Genomic DNA, 15,408 nt, shown 5'->3' with positions numbered 1-15,408 from the left:
TACCTCAATCCCGATCGGTTACAGGTACGCCTTCAAATATCGAAGGGCTGTTTGGCCAAGCGGTCCGGTTGCCCGCAATGTGGTCGCTTCGCGGAGGCTCATCCGGCGGACACCCACCCGAGCAAACTCGGAGGCGCTGCCCTGGATGCGGTTGGATGCGTCCTTTCTGCCGAAGCGCCATCGCTCGCCCGCGGGCGAACAAACCTCTACCACGAGATCGTGGAGCGGTGCGGGCATGGCAATCCCGGCCTGCAGCAGGGCGTTGGGTATTGCGCGGTACGCGATGTGACACACATGCCGCAACCGCTCGCCGTCCACCGGTTGCACGTCGAGAGCAATGAAGCAGTCGAGGCCGTGCGCCCAGGTTTCCATCAGCCGAGCCGTGCACAAGCTCGCCGCCGCCATTCGGTTAGGACCCCAGGGAACGCGGTCATTCGGGTCGATCCGCCGGAACGCCTCGACTTCGGCGGTGCGCGCCTGTCGCCACCACCCGAGCACCTCGCGACCGGACTGGCCCGCGCCCGGGTTGTGAACACCGTCGGCAGCACCGGCGCGCAGCGCGCCTTCAAGCTCGGCGAAACGGGATTCGCCCTGTCCGGTGAGGGAGGCCAGCGCGACGTCGTCGAAGAAGGCCAGATGGGCGATCTCGTCGCGGACGGTCCAGCCCGCGGCCGGCGACGCCGTGTCCCACTGCTCTTCGTCTAAGTCTGCGACGAGGTCGTCGAGCACCGACTGCTCGGCGGCAAGGTCATCAATTAACGATGAATCCATATCGTCCCTTCGAACCGCGCCGCAGGGCTGCCAGAATGATTCACAAGAGTCTAGTTCATCTATATGCAATGCATGTGGACTGCACCTACCAGTTTCACTGCGTTGATCTGGTTGACACCTGACATCCATAGACTGCGATACTGCCGTGGACGGCGAGTCGAAGTTGCTTGTGGCGCCGACGGCATCGATGCACACCGACACTGTGGAGCGTTATGGACAACCGGTACTTGCCGTTGGTCGTTGTTGTCTTCATGCTCGCTCTTGGGTTGACGCTCACCGTCGCCGACTTCCGGCGGGCGGTCATGCTGCGGCGCCCCATTGCGGTTGCAATGCTCTGTCAATCCCTGCTTCTGCCGACGCTTTGCCTGCTGCTCGCGGAAGCCTGGCACCTCGATCCGAAGTTGGCGGTCGGGCTGATGCTGGTATCTGCAACCCCGGGCGGCCTGATGGCGAACATCATTAGTCACCTGGTCGGCGGGGACTTAGCACTCAATCTCACGCTGACCGCCGTCAACGCGGTGCTGTCCATCGTCGCCTTGCCGGCGATATTGGCGGTATCGATGACCTGGTTCCTGGGCGAAGGGCGGTTCATCCCGTTACAGGTGGACAAGTTCTTTGGGGTGTTCGGGCTCATTCTGATACCTACCGCTATAGGCGTTGCAGTGCGTCACCGGTTCCCCCAGCTGGCCCGCCGACTTCAACGGCCGATCAAAGTGGCCGCCGCGGTGCTGCTGGTAGTGGTCGCGGTCACGGCGATCGTCAAGGGCGGTGCGACGCTGTGGCAGAACATCGGCGTACTGATCGGCGCCGCCGTTTCGTTCTGCGTCGTGAGTTTGACGGTCGGCTATCTGATGCCCCGGGTAATGCAACTCGGGCCACGCCAAGCCATCGCCGCCAGCCTGGAGATCGGTATGCACAACGCCGTGGTGGCAATGGGCGTGGCGCTGAGTCCGCAGCTGTTGAATAGCGCCGAAATGGCCAGCCCCGCCGTCATTTACGCAGCCATCGGTCCCTTCATCGCGGTGGCGTTCGCTTTCACGGTGCGCCGCTTCGACCCAGCGTTCCGTGTTGTCTCGCGGTATGACGTCGCTGTGGACGACCAGGCGGTCTAGCTCGTCGATGTGAACGCTACGGGCGTCGTGGGCTGAGCCGTAGGGAATTACCCGCCGGTCGCCGGGATCTCTGGTGAATACGCCGGGGGCGGGTAGACGCCCCTGAGGATCCACCCGAACCATTTAATGCCGTACTCCAGCTCGTCGCTGGCGTCGTAGTCAAGACTGGGATCCATGCCGCCGATTATTGCACTAACATAACTTGGTTAAAAGGGTCGCCTCGATGACGGCCGGCGACGGTAGGGAGGGCGGGACGATGAAGTTCGGTCTGATGATGCTGCGGGGCGCGTTGGGGGCGGTGCTTGGTCTGGGATTGCTGATGCCGGTCTCGACGGGTGCAGCCAAGGCTGCGGCCGTGGAAAACCTGATGGTCCCTTCGGCCGCGATGGGTCGCGACATTCCCGTCACGTTCATGGCCGGCGGCCCACACGCGGTTTACCTGCTTGATGCCTTCAACGCGGGTGACACCGTCAGCAATTGGGTGACCGCGGGCAACGCGATGAACGCCCTTGCCGGCAAGGGTATCTCCGTCGTTGCGCCGGCGAGCGGCGCGTACAGCTTCTACACCGATTGGGAGCAGGACGGCAGTCGCCAATGGGAGACGTTCCTGTCGAATGAACTGCCGAACTGGCTCGCCGCGAACAAGGGGTTAGCACCCGGTGGGCATGCGATCGTCGGCGCAGCACAGGGTGGCACCGGCGCGTTGATGATGGCCGAGTTTCACCCCGACCGATTCCGCTATGCGGGTTCGATGTCGGGCTTCCTCTACCCATCGAACACGACCGTCAACGGCGCGATCACCGATGGCATGATGCGCTTTGGAGGCGTCGACACGCAGCGCATGTGGGGCGCAGCCCAACTGGGCCGGTGGAAGTGGCACGACCCCTACGTGCATGTGGGGGACTTGGTGAGCAACAGCACCCGGTTGTGGATCTTCAGCCCGCAGTCGCTGACGGCCAGCGACCCGGCCGCGATGATCGGGTACGCCGACCAGGCGCAGGGCACCAATAGTTCGTTCTTCGCGTATTACAAGCAGGTCGGCGGCACCAACGCACACTTTGACCTTCCCGCCGGCGGTGACCACGGCTGGTCGTCTTGGGGACCCGAACTTGGTGCGATGTCCGGCGATTTGGCCGGATCCATCAGGTGAATCAGTCCATCACGTCGCGGACTTTCGTTTTCTTGCATGCCTTCAGCAATTCTGCTGCAGCGCTTTCCATGTGTCTGCGCCAATGTGCTTCGGCCTCGACGGCATTGCGTGCCCTTACCAGGACCACCAGCAGGTTGTAAGACTTCAACAGTTTGTCTGCCTTGGCCTTTGACATCGTGTTGTGCGCTTCGACCATCGCGGCGCTGACATGCCGCACGGAGATCTCGTCCAGCATCCCGGCGATGACGCCCAGCGTCACGTTGCCCGAGAGCTCCACCATTCGCCGATGCAGGTTCGCCGACGCGCGTGCCAGGTCCCCCGCCGCGAGGGCGCGAGGCATCTCACCCACGAGACGGTCAAGTTCGTTGTGCGCGTGGTCCGTCCCGCCTTCGGCGAGCATTCTGGCGGCCGGGGGCTCTATCACGACTCGTGCGCTCAGCACATCCGCGAGCGTGGCGCTGGAGAGCTCGAGCAGCAGCCCGGCAGGGCGGGCCACGATTTCCGGGCCGGGTGTGCGCACTCGCGCACCGGTGCGTGAGCCGCGACGGACCTCCACCAGGCGCTCGGACTCCAATACCCGGACCGCTTCACGCAGCGTGGGCCGGCTGACGCCGAAGTGTGCCATCAGCTCGCTTTCACGAGGAAGGAAGTCGCCGTCGGCGAGCTGACCGTCAACCACCATCCGACGCAGCGTCCGGGCAACCAGCTCAGCAGTTTTCGGCGATCGCACCGCGCCCGATGCGCTGTCGGCGGCCAGCGGCGCCAGCGCATCCGGTTGACTCAAGGCGACCTCCTGGTCCGACTCCCACATATATAACTCAGCAAACCATGTGTATACACTCTGCGCGCGATATTAAGTGTTTGCGCTGGCGCCAGCGTCCCGTCGCGTCGACTTTCGGCAGGTCATGAAGGCGCGACAGTTTCAGGCGGCGATCCGAGGATGCCGCCGCACTCTCACGGACCTTGCCTGACCCGCCGACGGGCGACTATCGGCCTCCAAATTTAGTTGCTAGACGTACCGCTTCGTCGGTTCAGCTGTGGCATTCTAATCCTCATAGCAAACAGATAACGGTCGTGCCGACAGGCGCCTCGCAGGTGGTTCACAGTGCGAATTGAGGCGCGCTGACGCTGGGGTCGAGAATACCGTTGGAGTCTCGCCGAATTTATGGGGGTAGGCAGGTAAGACACCGTAACGATGAGTTATTGCGACGATGGTCGCGGCCGCCTACCGGGCGACAAGTTTCCGCCGCCTCGGGTCTGACGAGGCTTCTGGGAAAAGACCGCTTTGGCCAACGATACAGCAAAGAGCACCTGGTCTACTAGGTAGTCTTAGTAGTTACGCTGGCGGGGTGCCCTAGATTGTTGCCAGAGGGCCGGATGCTGGGGTACCGTCTTCCGGCATCCTCCCGTGTTGGGGGTCACAAACATGCGGAGGTCGAAGCTGTGTCACAGGAGGGGATCGTCGCCATGCCGGTCACGAGCAGTCGCGCAGGTGCCCGCTAGTGGTTGCAACGAGCCCAATTGCGAAGCCGCTGAGGGAGATCGGCGGATTCTTCGCGATGTCCCTCGACACCATGGTGCAGTTCGTTCGGCCGCCGTTCGCCTGGCGGGAGTTCGTCCACCAGAGCTGGTTCACCGCTCGGGTGTCCCTGGTGCCCGCGATTCTGCTGGCGATCGTGTTCAACGCGTTCGTCATCTTTCTTCTCGACGTCCTGATATTCGAGATCGGCGCCGCCGACAACTCGGGGACGGGCGCGGCGCTCGCAGTGGTTGCCCAGATCGGACCGGCGATCACGGTGCTGGTGATCGGCGGCGCCGCCGCCACCGCGATGTGCGCCGACCTTGGTGCGCGCACCATCCGCGAAGAGATCGACGCGATGCGGGTTATGGGCATCAACCCAATTCAGCGCCTGGTCGTGCCGCGGGTTGCCGCGCTGACCGTCAACAGCTTCCTGCTCAGCGGGCTCGGGACGATGGTCGGCTTGTTTGCCGACTATTGCTTCGCCGTCTACGTCAGCAACGTCAACCCCGGGGCCTACGCGGCCAGCCTGACCCTGCTCATCGGCCTACCCGACGTGATCATCGCCGTCATCAAGGCGACGTTGTTCGGTCTCGCCGCCGGGCTGATCGCCTGCTACAAGGGATTCACCGTGGGCGGTGGTCCACAGGGTGTCGGCAACGCCGTCAACGAGACCGTCGTATACACCTTCATGTCCCTGTACGTGATCAACACGCTACTCAGCGCCGTGCTCGCGCAGGTGCAATTCAAATGAGCGCACCCAGCGCGCGAGCGCCACGGCTGACCCGCACATTTCACGCGGGCGTTGCCGGCTGGAATCGCATCGGAGTACAAACGGCGTTCTATGTCCGCTCGATTGGCAGCATCAAGGACGCGCTCATCTACTACAGGACGGAGACGATCCGCGTCATCGCCCAGATGGCTCTCGGCGTCGGCGCACTCTCCCTGATCGGCGGAACCATTGCGGTAGTTGGCTTCCTGCTCCTTAACGTCGGACTGCTGGTCGCCATCGTCGGGTATAGCCAGACCGCCAATCTTGGGGTCGAGGCGCTGGTCGGCTTCTTCTCCGCGTACGTCAACCCACGTTTGGCCGCGCCACTGATCACCGCCATCGGGCTGGCCGCCACGATCGGCGCCGGGGCCACGGCGCAGCTGGGCGCGATGCGGATCAATGAGGAGATCGACGCCCTCGAGGTCATGGGCGTTCGCGCGATCGCGTATCTGGTGTCGACACGCATATTGGGCGGCATCGCGTTGGCGATCCCGCTCTGTTGCATATCCCTGCTTGTCGGATTTCTGTCGACACAGTTCCTCGTCCAATTTGCCTACGGGCAGTCGAGTGGCGTTTACGACCATTACTTCAACACCTTCTTGCAGCCCACCGACGTGATCTGGGCAATGCTGCAGGTGGTTCTGCAGGGAATCGTCGTCATGCTGATCCACACCTATTACGGGTTCAACGCCTCGGGCGGTCCGGCCGGTGTCGGGGAGGCGACCGGGCGTGCCGTCCGCGCCTCGCTGGTTGTGCTGACACTTGTGACGGCCGCGGCCGGCCTGGCGCTCTACGGACGGTCCGGCAACTTCCACCTGTCGGGATAGCAAGTGACGCAAAAGAAGTGGCGTGAAGCCGGCCTGCACCCGGGCCTGTGGACCCTGATCCTCGTCGTGGTCATCGCCGCGGCTGGTGTCTTGACTGGGCTCGCGTTCAACCGGGATTTGCAGCCGTACGCGGACGTGACGTTGGTGTCCGATCGGGCCGGTCTGGTCATGGATCGGGGGGCGAAAGTCAAACTGCGCGGCGTGGAAGTCGGCCGGGTCTCGTCGATCGAGCCGGATGGTCGGGTGAGGCTGCAGCTGGAGCTGTATCCGGATCAGCTCCAATACATTCCTGCCAACGTCGAGGCCCAGATCACTGCGCCCACCGCCTTCGGCGCCAAGTATGTGGAGCTGGTGATGCCGGCGCAGCCGAGTACGAAGACGCTGGCGGCGGGGGCGGTGCTTAGGTCGCGCAACGTGAGCACCGAGGCGAATACCACTTTCCAGAACCTCGTCGGCGTGCTCAACCAGATCGACCCCGCGAAACTCAACGCGGTGCTTTCCGCGTTGGGTGAGGGCTTCCGCGGAAAGGGGGAAGCTCTGGGCGAGGCCACCACCGACCTGAACCAGGTGCTGATGGCGCTCAACCCACGCAGTGACGCCATCCGCGCCGACTACCGCGCATTGAAGGGTTTCAGCGACACCTACAGCGCGGCAGCCCCGAACATTCTGTCGGTGCTCGACGCAGCCAGCACGACAAGCAAGACGATCACCGACAACGCCCAGGCGCTCGACTCGCTGCTGGTCGACGTGATCGGGCTGTCCGACAGCGGCATCAACGTCATCGGCCCGGCCAAGGGCAATTTGATTCACGGGATCAATGTGCTCGAGCCGACGACGCGCCTACTGATGAAATACAACCCGGAGCTCACCTGCCTGCTTGTCGGCGGGTACAACGGCCTCAACGATCTGATGGAAGCGGTCGCCGGTCACAACGGGAAATCGCTCATCGGTGACGCCGGCATCTTGCTCGGTGACGACATGTACCGCTACCCCGACAACCTGCCCGTCAACGGGGCCAAGGGTGGACCGGGCGGAGCGCCCGGTTGCGGTTCGCTGCCGGACGTCGGCAAGAACTTCCCCGTGCGCTACCTCGTGACCGACACCGGATGGGGCTCCGGGATGGACGTTCGGCCGAACCCCGGCATCGGCTTCCCCGGGTTCGCCAATTACGGTCCGGTGACGCGCGGGACGCCGAAACCCCCGAGCATTTATACCCTCAACGGGGGGCCGGCGCCGGGCCCGGTGCCGTACCCGGGCGCGCCGCCCTACGGAGCACCGTGGTACCTGCCGGACGGAACGCCGTTGTATCCCGGTCTACCGCCTGCCATTCCGGGTAGGCCGCGGGAGCCCGGGCCGCCGCCGCCGGGATCGGAGCCCTCAGTTGTGGCGCACCCGGCGCAGGTGCAGCCGACACCGGTGCCTACCGTTCCCCCTCCGCCGCCGGCTCCGCCGGACGAGCCCGACCACTGACCGCCGGAAACGATAGAGAAAGGCAGACATGCGAGAGAATTTGCGTGGCTCGCTGTGGCGTCTCGCCATCTATGCCACGGTGTGCCTGCTCGCGGTGGCGCTTATGTTCCTCATCTTCGGTCAGTTTCGCTTCCAGGACGAGACGATCTACAACGCCCACTTCGCGAACGTCTCCGGGCTGCGCAACGGCAATTTCGTCCGCATCGCCGGCGTCGAAGTGGGCAAGGTCAAAAAGATTTCGCTCGACGCCGATTCGACTCTGCGCGTCCAGTTCTCGGTGACCCCGTCCGCAGTGCTCACCGAGGGCACTCGTGCCGCCGTTCGCTATGACGACCTCATCGGCGGCAGGTTCCTCGCCCTGGACGAAGGAGCAGGCGGCGTCAAACGGCTCCGTCCCGGCGATACGATCCCGCTGGCCCAGACCGAGCCGGCACTCGATCTGGACGCATTGATCGGCGGCTTCCGGCCCTTGTTTCGCGCATTGAATCCCGAGCAGGTCAACGCATTGAGCGGCCAGTTGATCGCCGCCTTCCAGGGGCAGGGGCCAACGATTAGCTCGTTCCTGAGCCAGGCAGCCGCTTTGACCAACACCTTGGCCGATCGCGATCAGCTGATCGGTCAGGTCGTCACCAACCTGAACACGGTGCTCGGCTCGCTCGGTAGCCAAAGCAAGCAATTCGCCAAGGCGGTCGACTCGCTCGCCGAGCTGATGAAGGGCCTCGAAGCGCGCAAGCAGGACATCACGAACGCCGTGGCGTACGGCAATGCCGCCGCCGGATCGATCGCCGACATGCTGGAGCAAGGGCGCCCGGCCATCAAGAAAGTGGTCGACGAGACCGACCGGACGGCCGGACTCATCGACGCCGACAAGGATTTCTTCGACAACCTGCTCAATACACTTCCCGACGCGTACCAAATGCTTGGCAGGCTGGGCATTTACGGCGACTTCTTCACCTTCTACCTGTGCGATCTCCTCCTCAAGGTCAACGGCAAGGGTGGCCAGCCGGTATATGTGAAGCTGGCCGGCCAGGACACCGGGAGGTGCACGCCGAAGTGAAAAAGACCTTCTCCGAACGCAATCCGCTGGTCGTCGGCGCCGTCGGCATCGGTCTGACCCTCGCCGTCATGTGGCTCTCGCTCAATTACCAGAAGCTGCCGTTCTTCGACCGGACGAACGAATACACGGCCTACTTCGCCGAAGCGGGTGGACTGGCGGAGGGTAACCCGGTGCAGGTTTCGGGTTTCCGGGTCGGCGACGTCTCGTCCGTTGACCTCGACGGTCCCCGGGTGCGGGTGAAGTTCAAGGTCGACAGCGATGTGCGGCTGGGCGATCGCAGCGAGGCCGCGATCAAGCTGAAGACCCTGCTCGGCTCGAAACTCCTCGAGATCACGTCACGGGGAGACGGACGGCTGAACCACCCGATACCGGTTGAGCGGACGACGTCGCCGTACCAACTTCCGGACGCGCTCGGCGATCTCTCGACCACCATCAGCGGGCTGAACACCGACCAGCTGTCGCGCTCGCTGCAGGTGCTGTCGGACACTTTCTCCAACACGCCACCCGACCTGCAGGCCGCCGTGCGCGGTGTGGCGCGATTCTCCGAAACCCTGGACAAGCGCGATGCGCAGCTGCGGACCTTGCTGGAGAACGCGAACAAGGCCACGACCGTGCTGGCCGAGCGCAGCAGCGAAGTGGTCGGTCTCGTGTCCAACACCAATGCCCTATTGGTCCAGTTGAGATCCCAGAGCAGTGCGCTGGATCAAATCTCGAACAATCTGTCGGCCGTGGCGCAGCAGGTCAAGGGGTTCATCGCCGAAAATCGCCAATCGCTCAAACCGGCTCTGGAAAAGCTCAACTCGGCTCTGGGCATCGTCGACAAGCGCAAGGAGCGGGTGCAACAGGCGATCAAGGGACTCAATGCGTACGCATTGTCGCTGGGTGAATCGGTGTCGTCGGGACCCTATTTCAAGGCCTACCTGGCCAACCTGGTGCCCGGGCAGTTCCTGCAACCGTTCATCGACGTGGCCTTTTCCGACCTCGGCCTGGATCCGCACGTCCTGCTGCCCTCGCAGCTCAACGATCCGCAGACCGGCCAGCGGGCGACCCCGCCCCTGCCGGTGCCGTACCCGCGGACAGGCCAGGGCGGAGACCCGAGATTGACGCTGCCCGATGCCATTACGGGCAACCCGAATGACCATCAGTGCGGTCCGGTGCCATTGCCCGGGCCGGGTTGCTACCCCTACCGGGAGCCGCCGCCGGCGCCGCCACCGGGCGGCCCGCCGCCGGGACCGCCGGCGTTGACGCCGCCGGGACCGCGGGCGTCCGTACCCACTCCGCAGGGGCCGCTTGAGCAGCCGGCGCCCGGCGAGGCACCGGGCCCGCACGCACCAGGGGGCGGACAGTGAGGCATTCCAGAAAAGCCAGGCTCGGCGTGAGCGTGCTGCTGGTGCTGGTACTCATCGGCGGCGTCGTCGCGATGGTGCGGGCCGCGACCGGCGCCGGGCGTACATACGTCACCGCATATTTCGACAACAGCAACGGGATCTACGCGGGCGACAACGTCGTGATCCTGGGAGTGCCGGTCGGCAAGATCGAAAAAATCGAGCCGCAGCCCGACCGGGTCAAGGTTTCCTTCTGGTACAAGGACAAATACAAGGTGCCGGCCGACGCCAAAGCGGTGATTCTTTCACCGTCCCTGGTGACTGTCCGGGCTATCCAGCTGACGCCCGCCTACAACGGCGGAGCGGCAATGCGGGATCACGCGACGATCCCGCAGGACCGCACCGCCGTCCCCGTAGAGTGGGACGACTTCCGCCAGCAACTCGAAAAGCTCACCCAAACACTGCAGCCCACCCAACCCGGAGGGGTCAGCACGCTGGGTGCATTCATCAACACCGCCGCCGACAACCTGCGCGGCCAGGGGCCCGACATCCGTAACACCATCATCAAACTGTCGCAGGCGATCTCGGCGCTCGGTGACCACAGCGGCGACCTGTTCAAAACATTCAAGAACCTGTCGGTCCTGGTGTCGGCGCTGCACGACAGCAGCGACTTGTTGGCGCACCTGAACCAGAACCTGGCCTCGGTGACGAGCCTGCTGGCCAACGACCCGAACGAGGTTGCAAACGCGGTGCGGGACCTCAACGACGTGGCCGGCGACGTCACGAGCTTTGTGGCCGACAATCGTGAGGCGTTGGGCACCACCTCAGACAAACTCGCGTCGGTATCCAAGGCAGTGGTCGACAGCCTCGACGACATCAAGCAGACGCTGCACATCGGAACGCCGGCGTTCCAGAATTTCGCCAACATCTACCAGCCCGCGAACGTGGCGCTGACCGGCGGCATCGCGCTCAGCAACTTCGCCAACCCGATCCAGTTCCTGTGCTCCGCCGTGCAGGCGGCGTCACGGTTGGGCGCCGAGCAGTCCGCGAAGCTCTGCGTGCAATACCTGGCACCAATCCTCAAAAACCGCCAATACAGTTTCCCGCTGCTCGGCTTCGACCCATTCGTCGGCGTGATGGCGCGGCCCAACGAAGTCACCTACAGCGAAGACTGGCTGCGGCCGGACTACGTCCCGCCGCCGGGCCCGCCACCCACCGAACCGTTCCGCACGGTGCCGCCGCCGCCCAACGGGCCACTGCCGCCGGCGAACCGGATCTACAACTACTTCGGCAACGGCATGGTCGACCCTAACCACGCGAATCCCCCCTTCGTGCCCGCCCGGCTGCCCGACCCCATACCGACGAACCCGACCGACGGTCTTCGCGGACTGATGGTGCCCCCCGTGGGTGGACAGTGAGATCCGGACACTGGCGCCGCGCCGGCGCCGCCGCCCTGACCGCGCTGCTCGCGGCCGCTGTGTCGGGCTGCGGTGTCCTGCGAGACTTCCACGGCGCAAACTCGTTGCCGCTACCAGGAACCGCCGGGAGCGGCCCGGGCGCCTACACGATCCAGGCGCAGTTGCCCGACGTCCAGAATCTGAAGGAGAATTCCCGGGTCCGGGTCAACGATGTGACCGTCGGCAACGTGACGAAGGTCGAACTCCAGGGCTGGCACGCGCTCGTCACGATGACGCTCGACGGCAATGTCGACCTACCGGCCAACGCGACGGCCACGATAGGTCAAACAAGCCTGCTCGGTTCGGTTCACGTCGAACTGGCTGCGCCCAAAGACATCCCGCCCACGGGCAAGCTCAGAAACGGATCGCTGATTCCCCTATCGTCCGGGGGGGCCTTCCCATCGACCGAACAAACGCTGGCCGCCGTTTCAATGGTGCTCAACGGCGGTGGGCTGGGCAACGTCCAGGACATCACGAAGGCGTTGAGCACCGCGTTTTCCGGCCGCGAACAGGATTTGCGAAGCCTGCTCGGGCAGTTGGACAAGTTCGTCGGCTACCTGAACGACCAGAAAGACGACATCATTTCCGCCACCGACAGTTTGAACAACCTGGTCGGCCAGTTCGCAGACCAGAAGCCGGTCGTCGACAAGGCGCTCAAGACCATCCCCGACGCGCTGGCCGTGCTGAAGAATCAGCGCGAAAACCTCGTGAACGCACTCGGTGAACTTGGCAAATTCAGCGCGCTCGCCGCCGACTCGGTCAACCAGACCAAGAAGAATCTGGTTCAAGAGCTCAAAGACCTCGGACCGGTGCTGCAGTCGTTGGCCGATTCGGGGCCGGCCCTGACCCGCTCGCTGGACTTCTTTGCGACCTACCCGTTCCCGAAACCCACTATCAGCAAGTGGATCCGAGGCGACTACGGGAACCTGACCGCCATCATCGATATGACGCTGAGCCGGATCGACAATGACTACTTCATCGGCACGCGGTGGGAGGGCAACTTAACGGAGCTGGAGTTGCAGTGGGGCCGCACCATCGGCCAGCTACCCAGCCCCTACACCGCACGGAATCCGTTGGTCGCTCCATACCATCTCGACCAGGGAGCGTGACATGCTGACAAAGCGGATCAAGATCCAGATCGCGGTCTTCACGGCGGTCGCGTTGGGCGCGATCGCGGCCGTGTTTGTCGGTTACCTTCACGTTCAAAGCGCATTTTTCGGCATCGGTCGATACACGGTAAGGGTTGAGCTGCCGCAGGCCGGCGGCCTATACGCCGGCGGGAACGTCACCTACCGCGGCGTCACGGTCGGCCGGGTAAAGGAGGTGCGGCTGACCAAAACCGGCGCCGAGGCGGTGCTTCAGATGAACTCGAACGTCGACATTCCCGCCACGGACCTCGCCGCCGAGGTACACAGCGTGTCGGCGGTCGGCGAGCAGTACCTCGCTTTGACACCGCACAGCCGAAGCGGGCCCAAGCTGAGAAACGGCGACGTTGTCCCCGTCAACCACTCGAGCATTCCCCCCGACATCAACTCGCTGGTGGCGGCGGCCAACCGCGGTCTGCAAGCCATCCCGCGCGACAATCTGAAGACGGTGGTCGACGAGAGCTATGTCGCGTTCGGGGGACTCGGCCCGGAGCTTTCGCGGCTGCTGCAAGGAACGACCAGCCTTGCGATCGACGCCCGCAAGAACCTGGATTCGCTGACCAGTCTCATCGACGAGTCCAAGCCGGTGTTCGACAGCCAGACCGACTCGTCGGATGCCGTGCAGGCCTGGGCCTCCAACCTGGCCAACGTCACCCGGCAACTGCAAACCCAGGACGTCGCCGTCCGCGGCGTGATCAACCAGGGCGGCGCGGCCGCGGAGGAGACCCGTCAACTCTTCGATCGACTGCAGCCGACTCTGCCGATCGTGCTCGCCAACTTGGTCAGCGTGGGAGACGTCGGGGTCGCCTATCGCGCCGACCTCGAGCAGATCCTAGTAGTACTACCGGCGGCGACGGCTCAGGGTCAGGCGACACTACTGCCGGACCGAAACATCAAATCGAGCTACCCGGGCCTGAACCTGAGCTTCAACTTGAACCTCAACCTTCCGCCGGCGTGCACCACGGGATACCTACCGGCCCAACAGATCCGGTCACCCACCTTCGAGGACCATCCGGATCGTCCCCCCGGCGACTTGTATTGTCGGGTACCTCAAGACGCCGCCCTCAACGTGCGCGGCGCCCGCAACTACCCGTGCGAGACGCGTCCGGGCAAACGCGCCCCGACGGTGAAGATGTGCGAAAGCGACGAGGAGTACGTGCCCCTCAACGAGGGCTACAACTGGAAGGGTGACCCTAACTCGACGCTGTCCGGGCAGGACATTCCGCAGCTCGAGCCGGGCGCCCCGGCGGCCGCCCCATCGGCCAAGCCGTCGGCGGCCGGGGCCGCATCGCCGGCTCCGCCCGCGGCAGCCCCGCCCCCCATCGCCGTCGCCGAATACGATCCCGCCACCGGCACCTACGTCGGACCGGACGGGCGAGAATACCGACAAACCGACCTGGCCCATCCCTCTGATCAGGAGCACACATGGCAGCAGATGCTGATGCCGCCGAAGCCGAACTGACCGACACCGAGACCGCGAAACCGCCTGCAGCCGAGTCGGAAACGTCGCCAGGTTCAATTTCGTCAACACCCGAAGACCAGGGCGCCGACGCTGCCGACGTCGGCGAAGACAAGCAGGCAAAGCCTGCGAGACGCCGGATTTCGATGTCACCCGTGCGGCTGGCCACGGTGATCGGCGTTGTCGCTTTTCTCGCCCTGGGCGGCGTGGTCGGATGGCTGGGGTTCCGCACCTATCAGTTGCGTCAGGAGCAGGAACAACACGAGCTGTTTCTCCGGGTGGGACGGCAGGGTGCGGTCAACTTGACCACCATCGACTGGCAAAACGTCAACAACGACATCCAACGCATACTGGACTCGGCGACGGGCCCGTTCTACGACGACTTCTCGAAACGCTCACAACCTTTCATCGACGTGGTCAAGAAGGTCCAGTCGAAATCGGTGGGAACCGTCACCGAGGCGGGTCTGGAATCGGTGTCGCGCAACGAAGCTCGGGTCCTCGTCGCCATCTCGGTCAAGACGTCCAACCTTGGCGCGGAGGATCAACCGCCGCGGGCTTGGCGAATGAGGATCGACGTGCAAAAGGTTGGCGACGGAGCCAAAGTTTCGAACGTATTGTTCGTACCTTCATGACGCCGCGGACCGGCTTGGCCGGCGGCGAAACGAACCGGCAAGAAAAGGAATCAGTCGCCGTGCCCGTTGACACCGAATCCGTGACCGGCGAGGATACCGCCGCGGTGGCCGAGGTGGCCGCCAGCGATGCGAAGGCGGAGTCGCAGACCGTACCCGACGAGCCCGGAGACGGGCAGGCCGGCGAAGGCAGTGGCAGCCCGAAAACGAAGCGCAGGATCAGCCTTTCGCGATTATTCGCTTTCGCAGTGCTTCCGTTCCTGCTGCTGTTGCTCGCGGGGGCGGGGGGCTACTTCAAGTGGCAGTCCATGTCGATCCGGGCCTCGCAGACGAGCGGCGTGGACTCCGTCGCGGCCGCCAGGGACGGCACCATCGCCATGTTGTCGTATCGGCCCGACACCGTGGACAAGGATTTGGGGGCTGCTCGGGACCGGTTGACCGGCACGTTCAAGGACTCCTACACGCAGCTGACACACGACGTGGTGATCCCTGGCGCGAAACAAAGGCACATCTCGGCGGTCGCCACCGTCCCCGCGGTGGCCTCAGTATCGGCCAACGCGAATCACGCTGTGGCCCTGGTGTTCGTCAACCAGACCGTCGTGGTCGGCACGGATCCTCCGAGCGCCACCGCATCGGCGGTCCGGGTGACGCTGGACAAGGTTGGCGACAGATGGCTGATCGGGGGCTTCGACCCCATCTAGGGTCAGCCCGTCGG

The 15,408-nt window shown here is 64.2% G+C and carries 14 protein-coding genes and 1 pseudogene; 12 read left to right on the top strand and 3 right to left on the bottom strand.

Going from position 1 to position 15,408, the window contains the following annotated elements; genetic code table 11:
- Positions 1-18: 18 nt before the first annotated feature.
- Entirely contained in the window at positions 19-771 is a 753-nt protein-coding gene (locus tag AC5Y5E_RS21640) for a maleylpyruvate isomerase family mycothiol-dependent enzyme (RefSeq protein ID WP_499904876.1), read from the bottom strand.
- Between the two features lie 212 nt (positions 772-983).
- On the opposite strand from AC5Y5E_RS21640, the gene AC5Y5E_RS21635 reads away from it, so the two are divergent.
- Positions 984-1,883, top strand: a complete 900-nt coding sequence (locus AC5Y5E_RS21635; protein WP_499904875.1) for a bile acid:sodium symporter family protein — start codon at positions 984-986, stop codon at positions 1,881-1,883.
- Positions 1,884-1,930: 47 nt separating this feature from the next.
- Here the strand turns inward: AC5Y5E_RS21635 and AC5Y5E_RS21630 are convergent.
- A pseudogene (locus tag AC5Y5E_RS21630) lies at positions 1,931-2,059 on the bottom strand (hypothetical protein); the annotation flags it as partial.
- Positions 2,060-2,139: 80 nt separating this feature from the next.
- On the opposite strand from AC5Y5E_RS21630, the gene AC5Y5E_RS21625 reads away from it, so the two are divergent.
- Positions 2,140-3,033 carry an alpha/beta hydrolase-fold protein gene (locus AC5Y5E_RS21625; protein ID WP_499905044.1) on the top strand — a complete coding sequence of 298 codons (894 nt, stop codon included), beginning with the start codon at positions 2,140-2,142 and terminating at the stop codon, positions 3,031-3,033.
- Position 3,034: 1 nt separating this feature from the next.
- Here the strand turns inward: AC5Y5E_RS21625 and AC5Y5E_RS21620 are convergent, their stop codons facing one another.
- On the bottom strand, positions 3,035-3,817 hold the full coding sequence (locus AC5Y5E_RS21620) for a FadR/GntR family transcriptional regulator (protein ID WP_499904874.1): 783 nt from the start codon (positions 3,815-3,817) through the stop codon (positions 3,035-3,037).
- A 718-nt stretch (positions 3,818-4,535) separates the two neighbouring features.
- Between AC5Y5E_RS21620 and AC5Y5E_RS21615 the strand changes: the two genes are divergently transcribed.
- From AC5Y5E_RS21615 to AC5Y5E_RS21570, 10 genes are read left to right on the top strand one after another with little or no spacing between them, the layout of a single operon-like run.
- Positions 4,536-5,306 carry an MlaE family ABC transporter permease gene (locus AC5Y5E_RS21615; RefSeq protein ID WP_499904873.1) on the top strand — a complete coding sequence of 257 codons (771 nt, stop codon included), beginning with the start codon at positions 4,536-4,538 and terminating at the stop codon, positions 5,304-5,306.
- A complete protein-coding gene (locus AC5Y5E_RS21610) occupies positions 5,303-6,151 on the top strand; it encodes an ABC transporter permease (protein WP_499904871.1) in 849 nt (282 codons plus the stop codon). Before AC5Y5E_RS21615 ends, AC5Y5E_RS21610 begins: the two co-directional genes overlap by 4 nt.
- Positions 6,152-6,154: 3 nt before the next feature.
- On the top strand, positions 6,155-7,621 hold the full coding sequence (locus AC5Y5E_RS21605; protein WP_499904869.1) for an MCE family protein: 1,467 nt from the start codon (positions 6,155-6,157) through the stop codon (positions 7,619-7,621).
- Positions 7,622-7,649: 28 nt separating this feature from the next.
- Entirely contained in the window at positions 7,650-8,678 is a 1,029-nt protein-coding gene (locus AC5Y5E_RS21600) for an MCE family protein (RefSeq protein WP_499904867.1), read from the top strand.
- On the top strand, positions 8,675-10,027 hold the full coding sequence (locus tag AC5Y5E_RS21595; RefSeq protein ID WP_499904866.1) for an MCE family protein: 1,353 nt from the start codon (positions 8,675-8,677) through the stop codon (positions 10,025-10,027). The genes AC5Y5E_RS21600 and AC5Y5E_RS21595 overlap by 4 nt, the downstream gene beginning before the upstream one ends.
- A gap of 26 nt (positions 10,028-10,053) precedes the next feature.
- Complete coding sequence (locus AC5Y5E_RS21590; RefSeq protein ID WP_499904864.1) at positions 10,054-11,421, top strand: virulence factor Mce family protein; 1,368 nt, start codon at positions 10,054-10,056, stop codon at positions 11,419-11,421.
- Entirely contained in the window at positions 11,418-12,569 is a 1,152-nt protein-coding gene (locus AC5Y5E_RS21585; protein ID WP_499904863.1) for a virulence factor Mce family protein, read from the top strand. The genes AC5Y5E_RS21590 and AC5Y5E_RS21585 overlap by 4 nt, the downstream gene beginning before the upstream one ends.
- 1 nt (position 12,570) lies before the next feature.
- Positions 12,571-14,067 carry an MCE family protein gene (locus tag AC5Y5E_RS21580; protein ID WP_499904862.1) on the top strand — a complete coding sequence of 499 codons (1,497 nt, stop codon included), beginning with the start codon at positions 12,571-12,573 and terminating at the stop codon, positions 14,065-14,067.
- Complete coding sequence (locus tag AC5Y5E_RS21575) at positions 14,031-14,696, top strand: Rv1363c family protein (RefSeq protein ID WP_499904861.1); 666 nt, start codon at positions 14,031-14,033, stop codon at positions 14,694-14,696. Before AC5Y5E_RS21580 ends, AC5Y5E_RS21575 begins: the two co-directional genes overlap by 37 nt.
- Positions 14,693-15,394 carry an Rv1363c family protein gene (locus tag AC5Y5E_RS21570; protein WP_499904859.1) on the top strand — a complete coding sequence of 234 codons (702 nt, stop codon included), beginning with the start codon at positions 14,693-14,695 and terminating at the stop codon, positions 15,392-15,394. Before AC5Y5E_RS21575 ends, AC5Y5E_RS21570 begins: the two co-directional genes overlap by 4 nt.
- Positions 15,395-15,408 lie beyond the last annotated feature (14 nt).

This window comes from Mycobacterium sp. NGS54 (assembly GCF_059812465.1).
Note: the sequence above shows the minus strand (reverse complement) of the source record. Positions and strands in the feature narration are given on the sequence as shown.